Source organism: Chelatococcus reniformis, assembly GCF_014640075.1.
GTDB lineage: Bacteria > Pseudomonadota > Alphaproteobacteria > Rhizobiales > Beijerinckiaceae > Camelimonas > Camelimonas reniformis.
Window position 1 is genome coordinate 334,795 of the sequence record NZ_BMGG01000003.1, and the last position, 22,684, is coordinate 357,478.

The 22,684-nt window shown below is 68.8% G+C and carries 20 protein-coding genes; 11 read left to right on the plus strand and 9 right to left on the minus strand.

Going from position 1 to position 22,684, the window contains the following annotated elements:
- Nucleotides 1-9: 9 nt before the first annotated feature.
- Complete coding sequence (locus IEW34_RS09655; protein WP_188608955.1) at nt 10-3,117, minus strand: hypothetical protein; 3,108 nt, start codon at nt 3,115-3,117, stop codon at nt 10-12.
- 39 nt (nt 3,118-3,156) lie between these two features.
- Nucleotides 3,157-4,512: a hypothetical protein gene (locus IEW34_RS09660; protein ID WP_188608956.1), complete on the minus strand. Its 1,356-nt coding sequence runs from the start codon at nt 4,510-4,512 to the stop codon at nt 3,157-3,159.
- A 308-nt stretch (nt 4,513-4,820) separates the two neighbouring features.
- On the opposite strand from IEW34_RS09660, the gene ku (IEW34_RS09665) reads away from it, so the two are divergent.
- Entirely contained in the window at nt 4,821-5,699 is an 879-nt protein-coding gene (ku, locus tag IEW34_RS09665) for a non-homologous end joining protein Ku (RefSeq protein ID WP_188608957.1), read from the plus strand.
- 32 nt (nt 5,700-5,731) lie between these two features.
- Complete coding sequence (gene ku / locus IEW34_RS09670) at nt 5,732-6,559, plus strand: non-homologous end joining protein Ku (RefSeq protein ID WP_188608958.1); 828 nt, start codon at nt 5,732-5,734, stop codon at nt 6,557-6,559.
- Between the two features lie 18 nt (nt 6,560-6,577).
- Here the strand turns inward: ku (IEW34_RS09670) and IEW34_RS09675 are convergent, their stop codons facing one another.
- A complete protein-coding gene (locus IEW34_RS09675) occupies nt 6,578-7,066 on the minus strand; it encodes a DUF992 domain-containing protein (RefSeq protein ID WP_188608959.1) in 489 nt (162 codons plus the stop codon).
- Between the two features lie 289 nt (nt 7,067-7,355).
- Nucleotides 7,356-7,883, minus strand: a complete 528-nt coding sequence (locus IEW34_RS09680) for a Spy/CpxP family protein refolding chaperone (RefSeq protein WP_188608960.1) — start codon at nt 7,881-7,883, stop codon at nt 7,356-7,358.
- Nucleotides 7,884-8,098: 215 nt separating this feature from the next.
- Here IEW34_RS09680 and IEW34_RS09685 point away from each other — a divergent pair, with 215 nt between their 5' ends.
- From IEW34_RS09685 to dmeF, 4 genes are all read left to right on the plus strand, one after another.
- On the plus strand, nt 8,099-8,407 hold the full coding sequence (locus IEW34_RS09685) for a GCG_CRPN prefix-to-repeats domain-containing protein (protein ID WP_244641897.1): 309 nt from the start codon (nt 8,099-8,101) through the stop codon (nt 8,405-8,407).
- Nucleotides 8,408-8,852: 445 nt separating this feature from the next.
- Nucleotides 8,853-10,079, plus strand: coding sequence for a zinc metallochaperone GTPase ZigA (gene zigA, locus IEW34_RS09690; RefSeq protein WP_244641898.1), 1,227 nt, complete (start codon nt 8,853-8,855; stop codon nt 10,077-10,079).
- A 102-nt stretch (nt 10,080-10,181) separates the two neighbouring features.
- Nucleotides 10,182-10,454 carry a metal/formaldehyde-sensitive transcriptional repressor gene (locus tag IEW34_RS09695; RefSeq protein ID WP_188608962.1) on the plus strand — a complete coding sequence of 91 codons (273 nt, stop codon included), beginning with the start codon at nt 10,182-10,184 and terminating at the stop codon, nt 10,452-10,454.
- Nucleotides 10,451-11,440, plus strand: a complete 990-nt coding sequence (gene dmeF / locus IEW34_RS09700; RefSeq protein ID WP_188608963.1) for a CDF family Co(II)/Ni(II) efflux transporter DmeF — start codon at nt 10,451-10,453, stop codon at nt 11,438-11,440. Before IEW34_RS09695 ends, dmeF begins: the two co-directional genes overlap by 4 nt.
- Nucleotides 11,441-11,572: 132 nt before the next feature.
- Here dmeF and IEW34_RS09705 read toward each other — a convergent pair whose 3' ends face one another.
- The gene (locus tag IEW34_RS09705) at nt 11,573-11,857 is read right to left on the minus strand and encodes a hypothetical protein (protein ID WP_188608964.1); all 285 of its coding nucleotides are present in this window, start codon (nt 11,855-11,857) and stop codon (nt 11,573-11,575) included.
- 304 nt (nt 11,858-12,161) lie between these two features.
- On the opposite strand from IEW34_RS09705, the gene IEW34_RS09710 reads away from it, so the two are divergent.
- On the plus strand, nt 12,162-12,758 hold the full coding sequence (locus tag IEW34_RS09710) for a hypothetical protein (protein WP_188608965.1): 597 nt from the start codon (nt 12,162-12,164) through the stop codon (nt 12,756-12,758).
- Between the two features lie 235 nt (nt 12,759-12,993).
- Here IEW34_RS09710 and IEW34_RS09715 read toward each other — a convergent pair whose 3' ends face one another.
- From IEW34_RS09715 to IEW34_RS09725, 3 genes are all read right to left on the minus strand, one after another.
- A complete protein-coding gene (locus IEW34_RS09715; protein ID WP_188608966.1) occupies nt 12,994-13,908 on the minus strand; it encodes a LysR family transcriptional regulator in 915 nt (304 codons plus the stop codon).
- A 492-nt stretch (nt 13,909-14,400) separates the two neighbouring features.
- Nucleotides 14,401-14,847: an NUDIX hydrolase gene (locus IEW34_RS09720; RefSeq protein ID WP_188608967.1), complete on the minus strand. Its 447-nt coding sequence runs from the start codon at nt 14,845-14,847 to the stop codon at nt 14,401-14,403.
- Nucleotides 14,848-14,907: 60 nt separating this feature from the next.
- Nucleotides 14,908-16,632, minus strand: a complete 1,725-nt coding sequence (locus IEW34_RS09725) for an amidohydrolase (protein WP_188608968.1) — start codon at nt 16,630-16,632, stop codon at nt 14,908-14,910.
- 318 nt (nt 16,633-16,950) lie between these two features.
- Between IEW34_RS09725 and IEW34_RS09730 the strand changes: the two genes are divergently transcribed.
- Both IEW34_RS09730 and IEW34_RS09735 read left to right on the plus strand, forming a co-directional pair.
- Nucleotides 16,951-18,114 carry an HlyD family secretion protein gene (locus tag IEW34_RS09730; RefSeq protein ID WP_188608969.1) on the plus strand — a complete coding sequence of 388 codons (1,164 nt, stop codon included), beginning with the start codon at nt 16,951-16,953 and terminating at the stop codon, nt 18,112-18,114.
- A gap of 46 nt (nt 18,115-18,160) precedes the next feature.
- Nucleotides 18,161-19,147, plus strand: coding sequence for an NADP-dependent oxidoreductase (locus tag IEW34_RS09735; RefSeq protein ID WP_188608970.1), 987 nt, complete (start codon nt 18,161-18,163; stop codon nt 19,145-19,147).
- A 117-nt stretch (nt 19,148-19,264) separates the two neighbouring features.
- Here IEW34_RS09735 and IEW34_RS09740 read toward each other — a convergent pair whose 3' ends face one another.
- Nucleotides 19,265-20,008: a TetR/AcrR family transcriptional regulator gene (locus IEW34_RS09740; RefSeq protein WP_188608971.1), complete on the minus strand. Its 744-nt coding sequence runs from the start codon at nt 20,006-20,008 to the stop codon at nt 19,265-19,267.
- 219 nt (nt 20,009-20,227) lie between these two features.
- On the opposite strand from IEW34_RS09740, the gene IEW34_RS09745 reads away from it, so the two are divergent.
- Together IEW34_RS09745 and IEW34_RS09750 are read left to right on the plus strand one after the other, a co-directional pair.
- Nucleotides 20,228-21,835, plus strand: coding sequence for an FAD-dependent monooxygenase (locus IEW34_RS09745; protein ID WP_188608972.1), 1,608 nt, complete (start codon nt 20,228-20,230; stop codon nt 21,833-21,835).
- Nucleotides 21,836-21,853: 18 nt separating this feature from the next.
- Nucleotides 21,854-22,639 carry an alpha/beta fold hydrolase gene (locus tag IEW34_RS09750; RefSeq protein ID WP_188608973.1) on the plus strand — a complete coding sequence of 262 codons (786 nt, stop codon included), beginning with the start codon at nt 21,854-21,856 and terminating at the stop codon, nt 22,637-22,639.
- Nucleotides 22,640-22,684: the final 45 nt, after the last annotated feature.

Consider the following 22,684-nt stretch of genomic DNA (forward strand, 5'->3'; position numbering starts at 1 on the left):
GCACGCGTCTCAAAGAGCCTGGTTGCGGCCGATCCACACCTCGACGGTGCCGGCGCTGACGGTCACCGGGACGTTGGTGATCCGCGTCAACGACGGCCCGCTGGAGAGCACGTCCTGCACGCAGCCGGCGACGGCCGCCGCAAGCGTCAGGTCGGCGGGATGGAAATAGCGCACCTCCGTCCCATCCGGTGAACTTGAGGGCTCGAGGTCGATGCCGTCCTCCACCTGCACGCCGGGCATGATCGTGCGGATGCGGTCGATGATGTCGGTGGCGGCAAGCCGCTGCGTCTGGTCGGCGATCTGCAAGTAGATGGGGCCGCCCGCAACCGGCACCGGGCCGGTCCCCGTCCCGGTGCCGGGTTCGGTCTCGCCCTCCGTATCGATCATGGCACCGGTGACCGGATCGTAGCGCACCTCCACCGGCACGATCTGGTCGGTCGGCACCGTCTCGATCCATTGGTCGAAGATGTCGAACGGCTCGGTCTGCTCCGCCTTGAAGCCGTCGATGGGCGCGAAGCCGAATTCGAACACCTGATCGACGGGCAGCGCCCCCATGACCTCGCCGGGCTGGGCGTTGGGATTCATGGCCACCGCCCGGCCCTTGGCGCTCTTGGCCTGCAGGCGGGCGATGATCGCGTGAATGGCGTCGCGGATCGTGAGGCTCGCGGGATCAAGTTGCGCGTAGCGTGCGTTCAGGCCGGCATCGGCAAAGCTGAAAGCTCGCAATGTCGCGAGGATCGCCGCCCGCTCCGCATCGTCCCTGGCCGCATAGAGAGCGGTGAGCCCATCCGAACCTTCGATCGCATCGTCGCTGAGCCAGCCCAGCGCGCGCAGCTCCATGCCGTCGCGGATCGGCACCACCGCCTTCACCCACGGCGCATTGAGGAAGGCGTTGCGGGGCGTGTCGCCGTCGAGCTGCAGCAGCCAGCCGAGCGAGCTGCCCATCTTCGCCGGGGCCGATTCCTCGGTGACGTAGTAATTGTCGTGTCGGGCCGATTGCGGCCCGTTCCAGCCGACCTGCCGGGTCAGGCCATCCGCCAGGGCAAACGAGGTGTCGCCCTGGACCGGCTGCGGCAGCTCGTCCGGGAGCGGGCGCGGCTGCCACCATTCCGGCGCCACGAAATACAGCATCTGGTCGACGTCGAAGATCGACTGCACCAGCTCGGCGAAGACGTGGCGGATCTGCGACGTCGGGCTCTTGACGCCGGCGACATCGAGCAGCTTGCGGATCAGATTGCGATAGACGACGATCCGCTCTTCCTCGCGCAGATCCTCGAACTTGCGGGGCTGGAGGTTGCTCGCCGCCTTGATGCGGTCGCGCGCCGACTTGAACACCGCGTCCGCGTAGAGCCGCTTCTTTTCCTCCGTGGCCTCGTCCACGGCTTTCAGATACCGGGCCTCCGTGTCCGCCAGGTTCTGCTGCGAGGGCTTGTAGTAGACCGTCACTTCCAGCGTGAACGGATGCTCGTCGTCGTCTCCCATCTCCCGATAGATCATCATGCCGATGAAGATCATGGTGATGTTGCGCTCGGTCGCGCCGTTCGGCGCCGGGATCTGCGTCGCCGGTATCGTCAGCGAATCCGGCGCCATGTTGCCCTTCTGATAGGCCACCGTTTGCCTTGCATTGTCAGGCATGTCGCCCTGCGGCCAGGTGCCGAAGGCCCAGGGCTCGCCACTGACGATGCGGACCTCCGAGCGCGAGTAGACGAAGCCTGGCTGCGGCGTCACCAGCTTGGTCGTGATCACGCGCATGCCGACGCGCCAGCGGTCGTCGTTGGACTTCCAGGTCCACTGCACCGTGAACGGCGGGTCCGCGTACTCGCCGACGGGCGGCGGGCGGACCGGATCGGCGACCTGGGACAGATCGGCCGGCTGCGCCACATGCACCAGATCGGCGATGCCGAGCTCGCGGCCGGGGTCGTCGATATAGGTCTGCCAGCACAGGTAACTGCCGACGTCCTGGAGCTGCACGCCCACCTGCCGCATCTTGCGCCGCAGCTCGTAGTTCAGCAGCTTGTCGGTGGAATTGGCGAGCACGTAGCGCTTGCTCTGGGTATCGGTGTCTTCGGTGAGCGTGCGAAACACCGACTTATAGCTCTGCTTCAGCTCGGTTGCGGTCTGTTCCGACTGGTTGCGACGCGACCGGTGCGTCTGCTCGCGGCTTCTCGTCGACGTCGTGTCGTAATTGAGCGACGAGCTCACGTTCGTCGAATTGTTGATGAACGCGGGGCCGACGTTGAGGGTGTTGCTCAGGCTGACGCCGATCTTGGTGTTCTGGGAATTCTCCTGCTTCTGCGCCTCGCTCAGCTCGTCCTCCAGCGACGAGGATTTCTCGGACTTCTCCAGGCTCTCGCTCGCCTGCTCGATCTGCCGTTCCTGGAGGACCTTCCGGGTCGAAACCTCGATCAGCTCGAGCGTCGAGCCGGGGCTCATCCAGATATGCTGGACGCTCGGCCCCAGAAAGCTGTCGAACTCGAAGAAATATTGGCGGTAGAGGTGTACCAGCCCGATCGGCGAGATGCAGGCCTGCATCAGCTCGCTGTGCGCCGGGTCGAGCAGCTCGGTGATCCAGCGCATGTCGACCATCAGCTCGGCGACGGTCGCGGCCTTGGTGCGCGGTGAGGCCATGAGCAATTGCAGCTGCCGGTCGTCGGCCGCCTCGCCGAGCGCCACCAGCCAGTCGGCCGCCTGGGTCTCCTCCTCGATCTGCTGGGTGACGTCCGCGGCGCCGGCGCCGCGCAGCTCCGTCGTGATCTCCGCCAGCCGCTCGGTCACGCTGGCCTTCGACAGCTTCGCGCGGATCGCCGACGCCGAGACGGGGCCGATCGCGTCGAGCGACTTGCGGCCGACGGCGCTGCCGAAGGGAGCCAATCCCCGGCCGAACGCGATCGGCGCGGTCGAGGCCTGAGCCGGGGCTGCTGTCCGCGGGCTCGTCTCCGCCAGCGCGTAGACCGTACGTTGCAGCGGCAGGTCCTTGATCGACCTGATATAGACGGCACGCAGGCCGTCGCTGATCCGCCGCGCCTGCTGGCGCGACTTCCAGCCCAGCAGCGGCTGGTAGATGCCATAGAGCTGACTGGCGTAGGGGCGGGTGCGGCGAAATTTGTCCAGGTCCATCGTCTTCCTCCGGCCAGCGGCGCGCGCCAACACATCAACTCAGGTTCGGTTCATGCATTCCCAGGTATATTCGAGGGCCATGAAATCATGTGACCCCTCCGCCAAGTTATCTGGAGCCGGATTTACCGAATAATATCCGTCCCATCCGACGACCTGGTGCTTCCATATCAGCTGAACGAGGGCGGGGTATTTGCCGCTCTTTTTCCATAGCTTGCCCCTGAAGAACGTGGCGAGCTTTTGGTTGCCGTTGAACCAAGCCTCCGCGGTGACCGCACCCTTCGGCGGCCCGATGCCATGCAGCGCCTGGAATGCCTCCGGCGTCGAGATCACGGTCCCCCGCGCCGGCAGGGTTGCAATCGCGCTCTGGAGGCTCGGCACATCCTCGGGGTTTATCTCCGACCACTCGATGGTGTGGTCATGCAGGCCGGCAGCGAGCACGCGCAGATGCGTGAGGGCCTGAAACGAAGGCTGATAGACGAGCTTGATCCATTCCGTATGCTTGACGCCCAGCTTCTCCGGCGTGGCGGTCCCCTTATTGATGCCCGCATAGGAGGCGGCGTAGAGCGCGATGCGGGCCCGGTCGGAGGTGACTTGCCGCAGCCGGGCGATCGCCTCTTTGACCCGCGCCTCCGGGTAGAGGCAATCGAACATGAAGGCGCCGCGCAGGCGGGAGAGGTCGACCAAACCGTTCCGGATGGTGTCCGACCAGCCCTGGTAGCCGGTGCTGTAGGCGATCATCCGGTCGACGATGAAGGCCACGCCCTTGCCCAGAGCCCCATCGATTTGATCGGCAATGATCTTGGTGCTGATGCCGACCGCCCATGTGTGCCCTTCGGTCCAGTCATAGCCGGCCTCGACGCCGGGAACGTTGATGAAGACGCATCGGGGGCTTCGTTCCGTGAAGAACCGCAACCCGTGCCGATCGAGTTCGCTCCCGGTACCGAAGAACAGCAGCACCTTGACCTCGGGCGCGACGCGCTTCTTGCGGGCCTCCGCCACGTAGGCGAAGGTGCTCGGCGGCACGAAGATCGACGCGTAGAGCTTCGCGGGATTCTTGAGCCGCGGAACGGCCGCTGGGTACTTGAGCCCGGTCGTCACGACCTTGTCCAAAGGATTGACAAGCTCGAACGTCGCCGTGGTCGGAACGATCTGGAGGACAGGATCGCCGGGCTGGAGGTTGAGGCTGGCGGCCTCAGCGTGGGTGATCTCGCGCCGGCCGGACGGCGCTTTCAGGAACAGGCGAAAAAAACGATTGACGAAAGCGCCGGGATACTTCCCGCCGGTGATCGGCAGGCCGTCTTCGTCAGCGTGATAGGCGAGCAAATCGGAAACATCGTCGGAGTTTCTGGTTCGCACGCCCGCCCCCGCCGGTGTCGACAGATCAATGTAGGTCAAATGCCCGAAATGCGCAATTGCTCTCACTTTTAGACTGACTGCAACTTATCTTAGGCTCGACTATATGCACCGGGGCCCAGCGCTTTCTGCCCCCTGCGGCGGCCGGGGAACGGCGGCTGCCGACCTCGGCGGCTGTGCAGGTCGCCCACGCCGCGAGCGGGGTCGGCCGGGCGTCGGCGTGAAGGCGATCGCCGGCACCCAGCCGGGCCGGCCGTTAACCCTGAGACGCGATGTCCGGGACCCCGACTCGCTCGACCCGCGTTGATTCGTTAAGGTCCTGTTAACGATCGTCGATGCGGAGGCCGGTCATGGCTCCTCGAGCGCAGTGGAAGGGCTTCTTGAAGGTGGGCGAATTGACATGCCCCGTCGCCCTCTATACCGCCGCGTCCACCTCCGACCGCATTACCCTCCACACGTTGAACCGAGAGACCGGGCACCGGGTGCGGCGGCAGTTCGTCGACGAGGAGAGCGGCGAGGTGGTTCCACCGGACGACCAGGTGAAGGGCTTTCCCACCGACAACGGCAGCTACGTGATCTTCCAGCCGGAGGAGATCGCCGCCGTGATGCCCGAGAGCCAGAAGACTCTCGACGTGGAAGCCTTCGTTCCTGCCGGGGAAGTCGACCGCGTCTTCTTCGACAAGCCTTATTTCCTGGCTCCGTCCGGGCCCGGCGCCGAGGAGACCTATGGGCTGCTGCGCGACTGCCTCGAGAGCAAGGCCGTCGTCGCCGTGGCGCGGGCGGTGCTGTTCCGGCGTGTCCGCACGGTGCTGGTGCAGCCCTTCGAACTCGGGCTGCTCGCGACCACGCTCAACTTCGACTACGAGGTGCGGTCGGCCAAGGAGGCCTTCGACGGCATCCCCAAGCTCAAGATCGAAGGCGAGATGCTGGAGCTTGCCAAGCACATCATCTCCACCAAGAGCGGCGAGTTTGATCCCGCCGCGTTCGATGACCGCTACGAGAACGCCCTCGCCGACCTGGTCCGCGCCAAGCTGGAAGGCAAGCCTCTGCCCAAGCCGAAAGCGCCGCCGGTCACCAAGACCTCCGACCTGATGGAGGCGCTGCGCCAGAGCGCCGGCGCCGCACCGCCGCCACGGCGCACCCGCACCGCCCGGCCGCCGGCGGAAGCCAAGCCGCGGGCCGCCGCCAAGGCGGCGGCCCGGCCGGCTTCGCGGCGCAAGTCGGCCTGACAAGGGCTCCCTGACCCGACGGAGAGGCGGACATGGCCATACGGCCCTACTGGAAAGGCTACCTGAAGCTGTCGCTGGTGACCTGCCCGGTCGCCATGATGCCGGCGCAGTCGGAGGCCGAGAAAGTTCGCTTCCATACGCTGAACCGGCGCACCGAGAACCGCGTGCGCAGCCAGTACATCGACGCAGAGACCGGGGAGCCGGTGGCCGACGGCGGCCAGGTCAAGGGCTACCAGCGCGGCGAGCACGACTACGTCCAGCTCGAGGAGGAGGATCTCGAGTCCGTCGCCCTGGAGAGCACGCGCACCATCGACGTCCAGACGTTCGTGCCGGCAGGCGCGATCACGCCGGTCTGGCTCGACGCGCCCTATTATCTGGCGCCCGACGATCCCGTCGGCGAGGAAGCCTTCTCTGTCATCCGCGACGCCATGGCCGACACCGAGCGCGTCGGCATCTCCCGCCTCGTGCTCGGCCGCCGCGAGCGCGCGGTGATGCTGGAACCGCGCGATCTGGGCATCGTGCTGTGGACACTGCGGTTCGGCGACGAGGTGCGCGACGCCGAGCTCTACTTCGGCGATGTTGCCAAGGAGGCCCCCGACCCTAAGGTCGTCGACCTGATGGGGCGGCTCATCGACCAGCGGACCAAACACTGGGACCGGAAGATGGTGACCGACCCGGTGCAGGAGCGCTTGCGCGAGCTCATCGCCGCCAAGAACCGCGGCCGGCCCCGGCCGACGGCCAAGGCCGCGCCGGCCGGGACGCCGGCCAAGGTCATCGACATCATGGACGTGCTGCGCAAGAGCATCGCCCAGGAGGCCAAGACGCCCAAGCGCCCATCGCGCCCCCAGCGGCCGCGCTGAGGGAGCCGAGACGCGGGCTTACGGTGCCGCGGTCAGGGTGATGGCGGTGATGCCTCCCGCGATGTTGACGCCCACCTGGCCCTCGACCGAGAGGGGCTGAAGCGAGAACGCCCGGCCGGTGCCGCCGATCAGGACGTTGGCGCCGACGCCCACGCCCGCGGTCGCTTCCGCGCCGGCGCCGGCGTAGGTGCCGGCGAGCGCGCCCGGGGCGATGCCGCTCGTGGCGGCGATGACACCCCACACGAGGTGCCCGGCCTGGACGGCGCCGAGCGCGACGCCATACTCGGTGATGGAGCCGACGTAGCGTCCGGGCACGCCGCCCTTGTCCGGCGTGAAGACGCAGTTCAGGCTCTGCTTCTGCACGAGGATCAGGCCGATGCCGGCGGACACGTCGCAGGACAGGGTGCCCACGCGTGCCTTCTCCTGCGCGGACGAGGTGCCAATGGTCGCGCCGGTCAGCGCGAGCGCGACGGCGAGCGGAGTGAGAAAGCGTCGGGCAAAGGCCATAATGTGCTGATCCTCTGTGGCTAGAGCATTTCCGCGTTTCTTTGAATCGCGGAAATGCTCTATCTGTTTGAATTGTCGCGTTTTCTTTACGCGAACCGGCGTCCACTTCGCTCAAAAGCGCTCTAGGGCACGTGATCTAGCAGATTCGGCGACCGGGCGCCGTCGGGGTTCGATGCTTCCGCCAGAGCACGCCTTCGGGAGGAGCCGAAAATCTGAAGCGCTGATCGACCGGGTGGGGCTCGGCCCGATCGACGCGTTCTCGATTTCGATGATCTGGCCCGCGCCGCGCTCAGCTCTGCTCTTCTTCGAAAAGCCAGATCTGCGAGCTCGGCTGCGGCTGTCCGGGGTGATCGGTGAGGCCGAGGAACGCCGGGATCCGCCGCTTCTGCGCCTCGGTGAGCGAATCGACCAGCGGCTTGGCGGCCTCCACGAAGAGGTGCAGGTCCTTGGCCCGCGCCGACTCGGCCGACGCGATCCGGTCGAGCGCGGTGAGGAAGCTCGCCGGCGGCCGGTCGTCCCGCCGCTCGCCGCGGGCGATGGCGCGCTTGACGATGTCGCGGATGGCCTGCTCCACCGGCGTCCACAGCTTCTCCTGCTCCGGGGTCAGTTCCAGCACGGTCTTCAGCGCCACCAGCCGCGCGTTCAGCACCGCCCGCGCATCGGCAGGCGTATAGCCGGCAGCCGGCGGCTTGGCCGGGGCCGCGGCGTTGCCCTGCGCCGGGGCCGGCGCCTGCTGCTGGGCGAAGGTGGCGCTCCCCCAAGTGAGGGCAGCGGCCAGCACGGCCACGCCCGCTCCGATTCTCGTCTCGCGACCCATGCAGACTCTCCTTCCGCGGCACCATCCGACACGGCTCAAAGCCGCCCCCAGGCCGCCTGGCTTATCCGGAACCGCCAAGCCGGTCCATAACCTTACACGAGGTCGTTCGCGCGAATCCCGCGTGCATTTTAGCTGGCGGCAGGCCTAGGGTGGGCGGTATGGCCGGATCGGGCGCCGCTTCAGGCGGTGCCGCATGCCGACACAGGAGATCATCGATGCTGAAATCCGCCGCCGTCGCCGCAGCCCTGATGGCCGCCTGGCCCCTGGCCTCCGCGAGCGCGCTGCCCGGGCACGTGCCGGCGGCCGCGCCGAGCGCCGTAACGACTGTGGCCCAGGGCTGCGGTCCGGGCTTCTGGCGTGGCCCCTGGGGCGGCTGCCGCGACACCCCCTACACCGGCCCGACGCCCGCCGGCGGCTATGCGGTGGTCAACAACGGCTGCCCGCCGGGCTTCTGGCGTGGCCCATGGGGCAACTGCCGCAACACGCCCTACCACGGCCGGCTGCCGGATGGCGGCTGGCAATAGTGGCGTGGCGGCGCCGGGCTGATGCGGCGCCGTGCATTAACCCTGATCCCAACAAGGGGACGCGGCGCGGATCCCCACTGTCAGCAAGCTGCTAGGGTGCATCGCGGCAACAGCGGTGCCGGGCTCGCCAGTGCCGATCCCGGGTTGGTCATCGCGCTGGCGCCGCCGTCGTCCGTGCCGCGCAGCACGGCTTCACTCACTCACGGACCTGCCCCTTCACCCCCCGGGTGAAGGGGCCTTTATTTGGCCGCCGCGCCCGTTGGCGCCGAGTTCGGGATGCACTGTTGCGACCTGCGCGGTCGTTGCTCGCAGACCATTCCGGCCCCGAGTCCCGCCCGGCCGCCTGTCGCCTCGCATCGGCAAAGTCGCCACCTTGATATGCAATGTTATATCATTGCATAAATCACGAAGTGCGTCGCCCGTCATGCGAAATTCGGAGCCTCCCGTGAGCCCATCCCTCCCATTGCCCCGCGCAAGCCGCCTGCCTGTGACCGTGCTGTCCGGCTTCCTCGGCGCCGGCAAGACCACGCTGCTCAACCATGTCCTGCACAACCGCGAGGGCCGCCGCGTCGCCGTCATCGTCAATGACATGTCCGAGGTGAACATCGATGCCGATCTGGTGCGCCGGGGCGGCGCCGACCTGTCGCGCACCGACGAGAAGCTGATCGAGATGAGCAACGGCTGCATCTGCTGCACCTTGCGCGACGACCTGCTCGCCGAGGTCGATCGCCTGTCGCGCAGCGGCAAGTACGACTACCTGCTGATCGAGGGCACCGGCATCGCCGAGCCGCTGCCCATCGCCGCCACCTTCTCGTTCCGCGACGAGGAGGGTCGCAGCCTGAGCGACGTTGCCCGTCTGGACACCATGGTGACGGTGGTCGACGCGATCAATCTGCTCCGCGATTTCAGCAGCCACGACCGCTTGGCCGACCGCGGCGAGACCGCCGCCGAGGGGGACGAGCGGCGGCTGGCCGACCTGCTGACCGAGCAGATCGAGTTCGCCGACGTCGTGATCATCAACAAGGCCGACGATGTCACGCCGGAGCAGCGCGCGCAGGTGCGCCAGGTCGTGCGAGCCCTCAATCCCGACGCGGAATTCGTCGAGACGGCATTTGGCCGCGTTCCGCTCGCCGCCGTGCTCGACACGGGGCGCTTCGATCCTGAGAGAGCCGAGAGCCACCCGCTTTGGGCCAAGGAGCTCTACGGCTTCCGTGATCACGTGCCCGAGATCGAGGAATACGGCATCGGCCACTTCGTCTACCGCGCGGCGCGGCCGTTCGATCCGGCCCGCTTCAACGCCGTCCTCGGCCGCAGCTGGCCGGGGCTGGTCCGGGCCAAGGGCCACTTCTGGCTGGCCACGCGGCCCGACTGGTGCGGCGAGCTCTCCATCGCCGGCTCGGTCTGCCGCACCTCCGCCCTGGGCTTCTGGTGGTCGGCGATCCCGGAGCGGCGCTGGCCGCAGGATCCGGACTGGGCCGCGCAATTGAAGCGCCGCTGGCACCCTGCTTTCGGCGACCGGCGCCAGGAGTTGGTGTTCATCGGCGTCGGCATGGACGAAGCGGCGATGCGTACCGCGCTGGACGCCTGCCTGCTCGGCTCCGGCAGTTCACCCCGCTTCGAGCCGGAGGCCTGGGCCGGCCTGCCCGACCCGTTCCCGGCGTGGCGGCGCTGAGCCGATCGGTCCCTGGACGCGCGCTTCACTCGCGGAGGCCAGGCCGCAGCCCGGCCACGTCCCTATGGACAGGGCGCTCTCGATAGGGTAGCGCCCTACCCTATGGGTCATATGCTGCGCGAGAAGCCGAAGCTGCTGGCGCGGGTGCGCCGGCTCAAAGGGCAGATGGAGGCGATCGAGCGGGCGCTCGAGGCCGAGGCCCCGTGCGCCGAGGTGCTCAACCTCGTTGCCTCCGTGCGCGGCGCCGTGAACGGGCTGACGGCCGAGCTGATCGAGGACCACCTGCGCGCCCATGTGGTGGAAGCCGCCGACGCCGAGGCCTGGCGGGCCGGCGCCGAGGAGTTGATCGCGGTGGTGAGGACCTACCTCCGATGAGCAGCGCGCCCGACCGCTTCGCCCCGGCGAGCCACGACCACGTCTTCCTCGGCGACGGCCACGCCCGCAACGAGCGCAGCACCTGGTTCGTCATCGCGCTGACCTCGGCGATGATGGTCGGCGAGGTGGTGGCCGGCACCCTGTTCGGCTCCATGGCCCTCATCGCCGACGGCTGGCACATGGCGACCCACGCGGCGGCCATGGCGATCGCCGCCCTCGCCTATCTCTACGCCCGGCGTAACGCCGGCAATGCCCGCTTCACCTTCGGCACCGGCAAGATGGGCGACCTCGCCGCGTTCGCCAGCGCCATCGTGCTCGCCCTCGTCGCCCTCGTCATCGCCTGGGAGAGTGTGCAACGCCTGCGCGCGCCGGTGCCCATCGACATCCCGCAGGCGATCGCGGTCGCTCTCCTGGGGCTCGCGGTGAATCTCGCCAGCGCCTGGCTGCTGCGCGACGACCGCGGGAGCCATCACCATGGGGACCATCACAATGGCGGGCATAGCCACGGCGGACATCACCACGGCAGAGATGGAGGGCATGGGCACGACCGCGCGCACGGCGGCGATAACAACCTGCGCGCCGCCTATTTTCACGTGCTCGCCGACGCTCTCACCTCCGTGCTCGCCCTCGCGGCGCTCGCAGCCGCCGGCCTCTGGGGCTGGCTGTGGCTCGACCCGGCGATCGGCATCGTCGGCGCGCTCGTCATCGCCCGCTGGTCGTGGGGGTTGATCCGCGACGCCGGCGGCGTGCTGCTCGACTACGTGCCGGCGGACGAGGACCTGCCCGATGAAATCCGCCAGGCGGTCGAGCAGAATGGCGACCGCATCATCGACCTCCACGTCTGGCGGCTGGGGCCGGGCCACCACGGCGCCATCGTGTCGCTAGTCTCGGACGCCCCCAAAGCCCCCTCCCACTACCGTGAGAAGCTCGCCCACATCCACGACCTGTCGCACCTGACGGTCGAGGTGGAGCCACGCGCCGCCTGAAGCACGCGAGACGTGGCGGCGCCGGAGCCCGATCAACGGCCGCTCCAGCACCGCGCGGCTGCGTCGACGCGACCTCGTCGGTCGCCGAAGGGCGCCGACAACCTGACTGGCGTCGGCGCCTGATCGACATGGCTATTGCTGCGGCTTGGCCGCGCCGCCGCTGGCGGGCTTGGCCGCCGGCTTGGCAGTGCCGCTCTTGGCCTTGGCCGTCGTCTTCGCCTTGGCCTTCTGGCTCTTCGTGGTACCCATCCGAGCGGGCGCATCCGCGGCACCGCCCTTCATGCCTTGCGACGTCCCTTGCGACGTCGGGCTGTTGGCGCTGCCGCCCATCGTGCCCTGACCGCCCGGGGCCTGGGCCAGGGCAATGGTGGAACCGGCGGCGAAGAGTGCGGCAGCGAGGGTGAGTGTCAACTTCATAGGAGCCTCCTTGCCAAGCCCCGCTATCAACGAGGGCGCCGGCACGGTTGTTCCGCTCCAGGCCCGCCGATAGCGGACAAAGGCGGCGATGTCGGCACGACCTTCGCGATGCCGAAGCACCAAGCACGCCGGCGGCGCCAAAGGCGATCCGACGGGGCTTGCGCCGTGCGCAGCATCAATTCTTGTTTCATCTCACAACAACTAAGTTTTGTTATCGCCGCGGCGGCCGTCGACGCAGTACAGATGTTCAGCTAACGCACTGGTCAGGCAGGACCGACGCTGCCGAGCGCAACAGGGCGGGACGATGGAGGGGACGATCTACTCGGCCTGGATCGGAGCTGTGACGGTGCCGCCCCTGGCAGCACTCGTCGTCGGTATCGCGACGCGGTTCGGCCCGGCCGGTCGGCCCATCGCGGCCTACGTCGCTCTCGCCGTTCTCGTGGCAAGTTCTCTGGCGGTGGCGCTGCAGCTCAGCTTCGTTCACCGCCCCGCGAACCTGTGGTGGCTGCTCGCGAGCTATGGCGCCTACTGCACCCTGGCGGCGGCCTGCTTCGGCATCCGACCGCTGTGGCTGCGGATACCGGCATTGCTGATCGCCGCCCTCCCGATTGCCGCAGTCTACCTGCTGGCGACCGTTGGCATCATGGCCCTCGCGGCCATTGCTGCGGATCTGGGGGCCCCGCCGCGGCGCACCGAACTCATGCGGAGCGGGCTGAGCTGCGACGTGACATTTTGGGGGATGGTGTCGACCGACAGCGGCTACGAAGTGCATCTTCGTCGCTTCTGGCCGCCGGCCCCCTTCATCTGGCGCACGGTCTCCACCGTTGCCGTCAACCAGACGGCGGGGGAGACGGAGCTGACGTGTCAAACCCTACTCGCGCGTTACGACAGCGGGCGTTGACCTGCCGGCGGCGTCGAGGCGCTGCGGGCCCTGAAGGCTGCTCGCTGCACGATCGAGCTACCGCGCGAGTGCACGGGTGCAGGCGCCTGAATGAGCGCCAGAGGCGCCACGACGACAACTGGAGGAGGCGGGATCTTGACGTCCTACGGCACCGACATCAACGATGATCAGCTGGATACCCCGAACGTGAACCAGTATGGCGGGAACGGGGATGACCGCCTGGAAGCGCACGGCCTCACCCTTCGTCCGGGTTCATCCAGCGCCGGTGTTCGGCGAAGCGCTCGGCCACCAGGTCGAGGAAGCTGCGCACCTTGGTCGACAGGTTGTGGCGGTGCGGATAGAGGGCGTTGATGGCGAACTCCTGCGGGCGGTACTGCGGCATGAGGCGCACCAGGGTGCCCGCCGCAATGTCGTCGGCGATCATGAAAGTGGGCGCCAGGAACAGGCCGCGGCCCTTCACGGCCAGGTAGCGGAGCGTCTCGGCGCTGTTGGTGACGAGGTTGCCGGAGACCTTGACCGCGTTGAGCGTGCCGTCCGGCCCCTCCAGCCGCCATTCGTCGCCGAACGGATAGAACGTGTAGCGCAGGCAGTTGTGGTGGGCGAGGTCGGCCGGCACCTGGGGCGCCGGGTGCGTCTTCAGGTAGGACGGCGCGCAGGCAAGCACGTGCCGCCACGGCGTCAGCCGTCGCACGATCAGGCTGGAATCCGCCGGGACGATGGTGCGGATGGCGAGATCGAAGCCCTCCTCGATGAGATCGACCATGCGGTCGCCCACCGTCAGATCCAGCGCCACCGCCGGATAGAGGGTGAGGAACTCGTCCACCACCGGGGAGAGGAAGCGCAGCAGGTGCATGCTGGTGTAGACGCGCAGCAGGCCGCGCGGCGTGGCGTGCAGCGCCCCCACCAGCCGGTCGGCGTCGTCGAGTTCGGCCAGGATCTGGCTGGCGCGCTCGTAGTAGGCGTGGCCGATCTCGGTAGGGCTGACCTTGCGCGTCGTGCGGTTGAGCAGGCGCGCGCCGAGATGTTGCTCCAGCGCCTGCACGTGGCTGCTCACCATGGTGACGGACATGTTGAGCCGGCGCGCCGCGGCCGAGAAGCCGCCGGCCTCCACGACCCGGGTGAACACGGTCAGGCTGGTCAGTCGGTCCATGGCTCAGCCGGATCCACCCCCGCGCGATGAGTCGCCCGCCGATCTTGGCGCGGCCGGGCGCATCCGGCCAAGTGCCCGATCGCCGCGCCGCAAGGCGAGCGCAAGCGCCATGTATTCACCCGGGCCGACTTTTGTGCAGCGAGGAACCGCGCGGGTGTTTCGATCCACGCTCCCCTGAGGGGAGCGACCCCGGCGTTCCAGCGAGCGAGGGGATCGAGGACAGGTTTCGATCCACGCTCCCCTGAGGGGAGCGACCGGCACCACCCTTAACCCATTCTCGACGCTCGCTAAATACGGCCGCGAGCGCGAACCTGGTCACGGTCGGCTCAGCACGCCGCTGCGGCGGCATCGGACAATCAGATTTTCCTTGCATTCTCAACGCGTTACGGGAAGCGCGAACCTCCCGGCGAATCCGGGCTCGCTTAGGGTTCGCGGACATGGCTAGGTGTGCTGCGCCGGTGCAGGCGCGCTCGCAGCCACGCGCGACATCCGTCAGCCGCCCAGGGCGTCGCGCAGGCCGTCGGGGTAGAGCGCCAGGCCGGCCGACGCGAGCGCGTCCAGGCTGAACCACCGCGCCACGCACGCCAGGCCGTCGTCCTCCGCGAATGCGATCCGATCCAGATCGTAGAGCGATCGGTCCATCAGTTCGACGTCGGCAGCAAAGACGATCTCGTGGCCGATGGCCCCTTCATGCTCGTAGATGTTCTCGAACACCCGCCAGGGCGAGCCGATGGCGATCGGGCAGCCCAATTCCTCCGCGAACTCGCGGTGCAGCGCCTGCTCGCGCGTCTCGCCGAAGTGGATCGAGCCGCCCAGCGGCCGCACGCCCTTGATGGTGCCGTCGCTCGTCGCGACCTCGGCGGCGAGCAGGCGCGGGCCGTTCCACGCCAGGCCGATGACCTTGACGCGGATGTCGGCCGCAGGGGTCCATACGGTCATCTCAGCCTCCCCAGCAGTGACGCCCCTATGGCACGACCCGAGCGATCGCAACGCCCGTCCTTATCCCTGGAACCGCCGCTCGCCGTCGAGCCAGGTCTCGCGCACGGGAATGTCCTTGATGGTCGAGGGGTCGACCTTGGTGGGGTCCTTGTCGAGGATCACCAGGTCGGCCGCCTTGCCGGCCGCCAGCACGCCGGTGAAGTCGCGGTGGCATTGCCAGGCGGCGTCGGCGGTCACCATGCGCAGGCCCGCCTCCGGGCTCACCCGCTCGGCCGGGTTCAGCACCTCGCCGCCGTCGCGCATCGTCCGCGTCACCGCATTCTCCACCATGCGCAGCGGGCCGATCTCGGTGACGTTCCAATCGGAGTGCACGGTCGGGCGCAGGCCCGCCTTCAGCACCGAGGCGCAGGGGTCGAGCAGGTTGGCGCGTTCCGGCCCCAGGATGTCGTCGCGGAAGGCGCGGCCCCAATAGTAGACGTGGCCGATCAGGAACGACGGCGACAGACCGAGCGCCTTGAGGCGGGCGATCTGCCCGGGATGCAGGATCGAGCAATGCTCGATGCGGTGGCGGTGGTCGGTCCGCGGCTTTTCCTTCAGCACCGCCTCATAGGCATCGAGCGTGACGTCGATGGCGGCGTCGCCGTTGGCGTGCACGCAGACCTGCCAGCCGTCGTCGTGGGCGGCGCGGATCGCGTCGGTGAGCTGTTCGGGCGTGTAGTTGAGCGCGCCGCGGCTGGTGGAATTGAGGTAGGGCTCGCGCTGGTAGCCGCTGCGCCCCTGGTTGGAGCCGTCGGCCCACGCTTTGATGGCGGTCACCCGGAATCGGTCGTTGCCGAAGCCCGGCTTCAGGCCGGCGTCGCGCCACGCCTTCATGTGGGTGGAGACCAGCGAGCCACCGAAGCGGATCGGCGGGTTCTTGGCCATGGCGGCCTGCACCAGCGCCAGGTCGGCCGGCCCGCGGAAGCCCAGGCCGCAGTCGAACAGGCCGGTGCAGCCGCGGCTCGCCGCCTTGGCGAACAGCCGGCCGATGGCGGCCATCACCTCCTCCTTGGCCGGTATGCCCATCTTGATCATGAACGGCAGCAGGGCCGGCGCCTCGTCGAGGCGCCCGGACAGATTGCCGTTGCCGTCACGGTCGAAGCGCCCCTGCGGCGGATCGGGCGTGTCGCGGGTGATGCCGGCCGCGGCCAGCGCCTTCGAGTTCACGTGGGCGATGTGGCCGTTGGATTCGTAGACGAAGAGCGGGTGGTCGGGGGCGATGCGGTCGAGCAGCGCCAGGTCGAGCTGCGCCCGGCCCGGCGTGATGCTGCCGTCGAACTGCCAGGCCTTGACCCACGTGCCGGGCGGCGCCTTGCCGACCTCGGCGCGCAGCGTTTCCACCACCTGGTCCATGCTGCGCATGGTGAAGGGGCTGATGTCGATCCAGCTCTCGAACATCACGAACACGGTGTGCATGTGCGGATCGGTGAGCCCCGGCATGAGGGTGCCCCCGGCGAGGTCGACCACCTTGGTCTGCGCCGTGCGCAGGCCTTCGAGCTCGCTCTCGCTGCCGACGGCGATGATTTTGCCGCCGCTCACCGCCACCGTCTCGGCCCGCGGCCTTGCGGGATCCATGGTGAGCACGGTGCCGTTGCGGAACAGCACGTCGGCGCGGTCAGATGCCGCGCGCACCGGCTCCGCCCATAGCGGGGCCGTCAGCGCCGCGAGCCCTCCGCCCAGCACCGCACGTCGAGACGTCATCATATCGAGCAGACGGACCATCCCCGGATTGCAGGCCCTGCACATGGCTTCCCCCTCCGTCCCAGCTTGTTCGGGTCACGGGGTAGCACGGCGGCGGCTATCCGATCGAGCAAGATCATCCCGCCGCGGCGCATTCCGTCTCAAGCTGGGCCGGCGCGACGCTTGCGAGGGCCCCTCGCCGCCGCCACCTGCATCAGGCCGGCGCCGGGCCTGACGGCGCCGGCCTGATGCTCAGCGGCTCGCGGATCCAATTATCCGCTCCGCCCGGATAATCCTTCCCGACCTGGACGAATTATCATGGGGCCGCGCAGGGGCCATCTTCCCGGCATGCAATCGCCGCCGGCGCCGCGGCAGGAGGAGACCATGGTCGAGATGCCGCGGACCGCCCAGTTCCAGCCTGGCACCGACAGCGCCGATGGCGAGACGGCGCAGGCCGCATCCCGCCCGCGCCGCAACGTCCTCAAGCGCGGCGCCATCGCGCTGGCGTTGCTCGCCGGCACGGCGCTCGCCGCCGACTACGGCTATGCCTACTGGACCACGGGCCAATATCTGCAATCGACCGACGATGCCTACGTCAAGGCCGACTACACCATCGTGGCGCCAAAGATCTCCGGCTACATCGCCGACGTCCTCGTGGCCGACAACGAGGCGGTGAAGGCCGGCCAGGCGCTGGCCCGCATCGACGACCGCGACGTCCGCGCGGCGCTGGCGCAGGCCCGCGCCGACGACGAGGCGGCCGCCGCCGCCATCCGCAACCTGGAGGCCCAGCTCACCTTGCAGCAGTCGGTGATCGCCGGCGCCGAGGCGGCGATCGCGGCGACCCAGGCCAATCTCACTTTCGCCCAGGCCGACGCTGCCCGCTACCGCAACCTGGTCAACACCGGCGCCGGCACCTTGCAGAAGGCCCAGGAAACCCAGGCCACGGCCACCGAGACCGCGGCGCAGCTGCGCCGCGACCAGGCGGCGCTGGCCGAGGCCAAGGCCAAGGTGCCGGTGCTGGGAACACAGCGCGACCAGGCCAAGGCGCAGAAGGACCACGCGGCGGCAGCGCTACGCCAGGCCGAGCTCAACCTCTCCTACACGACCATTGCGGCGCCGGTGGATGGTACGGTCGGCGCGCGCTCGCTGCGCGTCGGCCAATACGTCAGCGCCGGCACGCAGCTGATGGCGGTGGTGCCGCTCGGCGCCGTCTACGTCGTGGCGAACTACAAGGAGACGCAGCTCGCCGCAGTGCGGCCGGGCCAGGCCGTCGCGGTGGAGGTCGACACCTTTCCCGGCGTGAGACTGACGGGCCATGTGGACAGCCTGTCGCCGGCGAGCGGGCTGGAGTTCTCCCTGCTGCCGCCGGACAACGCCACCGGCAACTTCACCAAGATCGTGCAGCGCATCCCGGTGAGGATCACGCTGGATGCCTCCGCCCTCACTGGCCTGCTGCGGGCGGGCATGTCGGTGCAGCCGAGCATAGACACCAAGCCCGAGGTGATGGCCGAGCGGCACGCCGCGGCGGACGCTGCCGCGCCGCGCTGAAGCCGGCCAGCCCGGCGGCGTCCGCTCACGCTGAAAGGAGCCAGCCATGACTGCCGCAACCGCTCCGTTCGCCGGGCCCCTGAAGCCCCTGCCGGACACCATCAAGGCCTGCCGCGTCCATCGCTTCGGCCCACCCGAGGTCATCAGCCTTGAAGACGTTGCACGCCCCTCCCCGGGCCCGGGCGAGGTGCTGGTGCGGGTGGCGGCCGCCGGTGTCGGGCCCTGGGACGGCTGGATCCGCGCAGGGCGTAGCGCCCTGCCCCAGCCGCTGCCGCTCACCTTGGGCTCCGATCTCGCCGGCACCGTCGCCGCAGTCGGCCCCGATGTCACCGCCTTCCGGCCGGGGGATGTGGTATTTGGCGTCACCAATGCCCGCTTCACCGGCGCCTATGCCGAATATGCGGTAGCAGCCGCCGGCATGGTCGCCCGCCAGCCAACGAACCTCGCCGACGTGGATGCCGCAGCCGTCCCGGTCGTCGCCGTCACCGCCTGGCAGGCGCTGTTCGACCAGGCCGGGCTCAAACCCAAGCAAACCGCCCTCATCCACGGCGCAGCCGGCAACGTCGGTGCCTTCGCCGTGCAGCTCGCGCGCCGCGCCGGCATCAAGGTCGTCGCGACGGTGCGCGGCAAGGATGCCGGCTTCGTGCGCTGCCTGGGCGCCGACAGGGTCGTCAACGTGGACCACGAGCGCTTCGAGGATGCGGCGCAAGGGGTGGATGCGGTGATCGACCTCGTCGGCGGTGAGACGCAGCAGCGCTCCTTCGCCGTGCTCAAGCCTGGCGGGCGGCTGATCTCGGCGGTGTCGGAACCCGACCCGGCGCAAGCGGCGCGGGGCAGCATCGACGCGCGCTTCTTCCTCGTCGAGGTCACCACCGCGGGGCTCGACCGCATCGCGGCCCTCATCGCCGACGGCCGCCTCCAGGTGCAGGTCGGTGCCGTACTGCCCCTCGCCGGCGCCCGCACCGCGCACGAGATGCTGGAGGGCGCCCGCCCGCACCCGCGCGGCAAGATCGTGCTCCGGGTGCGGGCTTGAGAAGCGGCGGGTCGCTTCAAGTTCGATGGATGGTCGGGTCAAGCCCGACCATGACGCTGGACGGTGAAGCACCTTACCTCAATGCCGTCATGGCCGGGCCAAGACCCGGCCAGCCATCTACTTGGAAAGACTTGATCCGCTTTTTCGCCCGGTGCGGGCCTTGCGCACCGTCTCGCCCGCGTCGACCCGCGCCAGCTCGCCGAACACCTGCGGCGCGCCGGCAATGAAAGTGGCGACGATGCCGCGCACGCTCGTCTCCAGCGGCTCCAGCGGCGCAAAGCCGTAGATGTGGTGACGGACGGCCAGATAGATGATGGCCCCTTGCAGGTCCCACACGGTTTGCAGCTCCCGCGCCGACAGCTCGCCGTCGGCGATCGGCGGCAGTCCGGCCGCCTCGCGCACCGCGTGGCAGACCCGCGGCACGATGCGCTCGCCCACTTGCGTCACGTAGCGCGAGGTCAGGCGGTCGCCGGCGAGCGCGGCCTGCATGGTGATGCGGATGAAATTGTGCTCGACGACGATCCGCGCGTAATCCAGGTAGAAGCGCTCGAGCTTGTCCTTGAGCGGCACCGCGGGTTCGGTCAGCATCCGCTCCCACTCGCTCTTCCAGCGACTGATGAAGACCCGCTGGTAGACCTTCTCGATCAGTTCCTCTTTGCTCTGGAAATACTTGTAGAGCGCCGGCTGCGTCAGGCCGAGGCGGCGGGCGAGCTCGCGCGTCTGGCCGGCGAAGCCGACGTCGGCGAAGAAGCGGATGGCCTCGTCGAGGATCATGGCCTCGCGCTGCTCGCGGGCGGCCCCGCGATCGAAACTCGGCTTCGGCGCCGCCTCGCGCGCCACCTTGGTCCTCACCCTCGGCATGACATCCTTCGGTCGCGGGCCCGGCCCGCCATCGCAACGAAGGCTGGCTCTTAGCACGCCGAAGGCGCGCCCGCGACGGCCGCCGCAGACGGTTGACACGGCGTATCGACTTTGGTTATCGTTTGATAACTAAACGCCTCGCCGGACGCGGGGAGCGCGGCGGCGCCGAGCGGGTCGGACCCGTCGCCAGACACCAACACCCCGCGGGATGAAAGCGCCATGCCGGAGAGCACCCCTGTCTCCGTCCTCATCGTCGGGGGCGGGCCCGTCGGCCTCGCCACCGCCCTGCTGCTCGATCGCTTCGGGATCGATTGCACCGTCATCGAGAAGAGCCCGACGACGACCGATCATCCCAAGTCGCGCGGCTGCTGGGTGAGGACGATGGAGATCTTCCGCCAATGGGGGATCGAGCAGGCGATCCGCGATCGCGGGCTGCAAGAAAGCTCCGACGTGTTCGTCTACCTGGACAGTATCGCCGGACACGAATACGGCCGCACCCGGCCCGAGCCGAACCTGGGCCAGACGCCCGCATGGAAGAGCCTCGTCGCCCAGGACGCCGTCGAGGAGGAGATCCTCAAGGTGGTCCAGCGCTCGCGCCATGCGCGGGTGCTGTTCTCCACCGAGTTCGTCGGCTTCGAGGAAACAAACGACGGTGTCCGCGTGGAAACCCGGGCGGTGGGCTCGGGCGAGCCCACGGTGTGGACGGCGCGCTACCTGATCGCCGCCGACGGCGCCGGCAGCAGCACGCGGCGGGCCGCCGGCATCGACATGGTGGGGCCGGCGACGCTTGCGGTGATGTCCAACGAGTACTGGCGGGCCGACCTGTCGCATCTCCCCGTCGCCCGCGAGGCCGCCGGCTTCATGGTCATCCCCGATCGCCCCGAGGTGCCCCGCGCCGGCATCCTCAACACCAACGGCCGCGACCGCTGGCTCACGGTCACCCAGATCGGCACCACGACCGACGAGCGGCCGCGGCCGTGGACCGATGAGGAGTTCATCGAGATCGCCCGCGCCCATGCGGGTATCCCGGACCTCGACGTCACGCTGATCAACCGCTCCACCTGGCGCGTGAGCATGCAGGTGGCGGAAACGTTCCGGAAGGGCCGCGTGTTCATCGTCGGCGATGCCGCGCACCGCTTCCCGCCAACCGGGGGCTTTGGCCTCAACTCGGGCGTCCAGGACGCCCACAACCTCGCCTGGAAGCTCGCCTTCGTGCTGCGGGGCTACGCCGACGACAAGCTGCTCGACAGCTACTCGACGGAGCGGCGGCCGGTGGCGCAGTCCAATGCCGCCTTCAGCTACGGCAACCGGCTGCGCATCGGCCTCACCGACGACGCCATCCGCTCGCGCAACCCCGATCGAATCCGCTTCTGGATCAACGACATGGACAACCACCTGCACAGCATCGGGCAGAACCTCGGCCATTGCTACGAGGACGGCGCCGTGATCCCGGACGGCACCGTCGGCAAGGCGCTCAACTCCCGCCACTACACGCCAACCGACCGACCGGGTGGGCGCTTCCCGCACCTCTGGCTCGACCTGGCGCGCCAACACTCCACCCTCGACTGGTTCGACAAGGATTTCGTGCTGGTGGCGGGCCCGGCCGCCGACGATTGGCTGACGGCCGCCGGCGACGTCGCCGGCAAACTCGACGTGCCACTCAAGGCGGAGCGGCTGCCCACGGCCGATCCGGCGGACGGGTTCCAGATCGGCCTGCGCGGCGCCGCCCTGGTGCGGCCCGACGGGCATGTGGCCTGGCGCATGCCATGGACGCCGCCCGATCCGGCGCGGGAGCTCGCCTCCGCCGTCTCCGCACTCCTGCACTGAGCGGCGGGAGAAAACGCCATGCCCCACGTCGAAACGAACGGCATCTCGACCTTCTACACGCGCACCGGCGACGGGCCGCCGCTGGTGCTGCTGCACGGCGGCGAAGCCGACCACCACATGTTCGATGCGCTGACGGCCGAGCTTGCGCCGCACCTCACGGTGATCGCCTACGACCAGCGCGACTGCGGCGCCACGCGGAACGGATCGGAACCGTATGGGCTCGACGACCTCGCCGACGACGCGGCCGCATTGATCGCCGCGCTCGGCTTCGATCGGGCGGGCGTCTACGGCACCTCGCTCGGCGGCCTGATCGGTCAGGCGGTGGCCGCGCGCCACCGAAACCGCGTGGAGAAGCTCATCCTCGGCAGCACCTGGCGCGTGGGCAGAAGCCCGATCGAGGTGAACGCAAATGTCTTCCGCACCCTGGCGGCGCTGCGGACCGATACGGCAACAAATGCGCCGAAGATAGCCGAATACTTCTTTGCGCACGAGTTCATCGCCGCACGACCCGAGGTCGTCGAGATCTTCCGCGGCGGCAGCCGCGACGAGGGTCAACGGGCCCGGCGCGGAGCGGTGGCGCTGCTGCCGGCGGAAGCGCCACTCAGCGGCTTCACTGCGCCGACGCTGCTGCTCGCCGGCAGCGAAGACCGGCTGATCCCGCCCGCCGCCACCTTCGCGCTCCAGAGCGAGCTGCCACAGGCCGAGGCGCGCACGCTGGCCGGCGTCAGCCACGTCGGTGCGATCCAGGCGCCGGCGCAGATCGCCGCGGCGATCCTGGCATTTTTCGGAATAGGGCAAGTATAGACAGTTTTTTGTCAGATGGATGCCGGGTCAAGCCCGACCATGACG

Coding starts and splice junctions, on each gene's coding strand:
- IEW34_RS09655 (WP_188608955.1), bottom strand. CDS start 3,117: ATGGACCTGGACAAATTTCGCCGCACCCGCCCCTACGCCAGTCAGCTC.
- ku (WP_188608957.1), top strand. CDS start 4,821: ATGGCTCCTCGAGCGCAGTGGAAGGGCTTCTTGAAGGTGGGCGAATTG.
- ku (WP_188608958.1), top strand. CDS start 5,732: ATGGCCATACGGCCCTACTGGAAAGGCTACCTGAAGCTGTCGCTGGTG.
- IEW34_RS09675 (WP_188608959.1), bottom strand. CDS start 7,066: ATGGCCTTTGCCCGACGCTTTCTCACTCCGCTCGCCGTCGCGCTCGCG.
- IEW34_RS09680 (WP_188608960.1), bottom strand. CDS start 7,883: ATGGGTCGCGAGACGAGAATCGGAGCGGGCGTGGCCGTGCTGGCCGCT.
- IEW34_RS09685 (WP_244641897.1), top strand. CDS start 8,099: ATGCTGAAATCCGCCGCCGTCGCCGCAGCCCTGATGGCCGCCTGGCCC.
- IEW34_RS09695 (WP_188608962.1), top strand. CDS start 10,182: ATGGGTCATATGCTGCGCGAGAAGCCGAAGCTGCTGGCGCGGGTGCGC.
- dmeF (WP_188608963.1), top strand. CDS start 10,451: ATGAGCAGCGCGCCCGACCGCTTCGCCCCGGCGAGCCACGACCACGTC.
- IEW34_RS09705 (WP_188608964.1), bottom strand. CDS start 11,857: ATGAAGTTGACACTCACCCTCGCTGCCGCACTCTTCGCCGCCGGTTCC.
- IEW34_RS09710 (WP_188608965.1), top strand. CDS start 12,162: ATGGAGGGGACGATCTACTCGGCCTGGATCGGAGCTGTGACGGTGCCG.
- IEW34_RS09715 (WP_188608966.1), bottom strand. CDS start 13,908: ATGGACCGACTGACCAGCCTGACCGTGTTCACCCGGGTCGTGGAGGCC.
- IEW34_RS09720 (WP_188608967.1), bottom strand. CDS start 14,847: ATGACCGTATGGACCCCTGCGGCCGACATCCGCGTCAAGGTCATCGGC.
- IEW34_RS09725 (WP_188608968.1), bottom strand. CDS start 16,632: ATGTGCAGGGCCTGCAATCCGGGGATGGTCCGTCTGCTCGATATGATG.
- IEW34_RS09730 (WP_188608969.1), top strand. CDS start 16,951: ATGGTCGAGATGCCGCGGACCGCCCAGTTCCAGCCTGGCACCGACAGC.
- IEW34_RS09735 (WP_188608970.1), top strand. CDS start 18,161: ATGACTGCCGCAACCGCTCCGTTCGCCGGGCCCCTGAAGCCCCTGCCG.
- IEW34_RS09740 (WP_188608971.1), bottom strand. CDS start 20,008: ATGCCGAGGGTGAGGACCAAGGTGGCGCGCGAGGCGGCGCCGAAGCCG.
- IEW34_RS09745 (WP_188608972.1), top strand. CDS start 20,228: ATGCCGGAGAGCACCCCTGTCTCCGTCCTCATCGTCGGGGGCGGGCCC.
- IEW34_RS09750 (WP_188608973.1), top strand. CDS start 21,854: ATGCCCCACGTCGAAACGAACGGCATCTCGACCTTCTACACGCGCACC.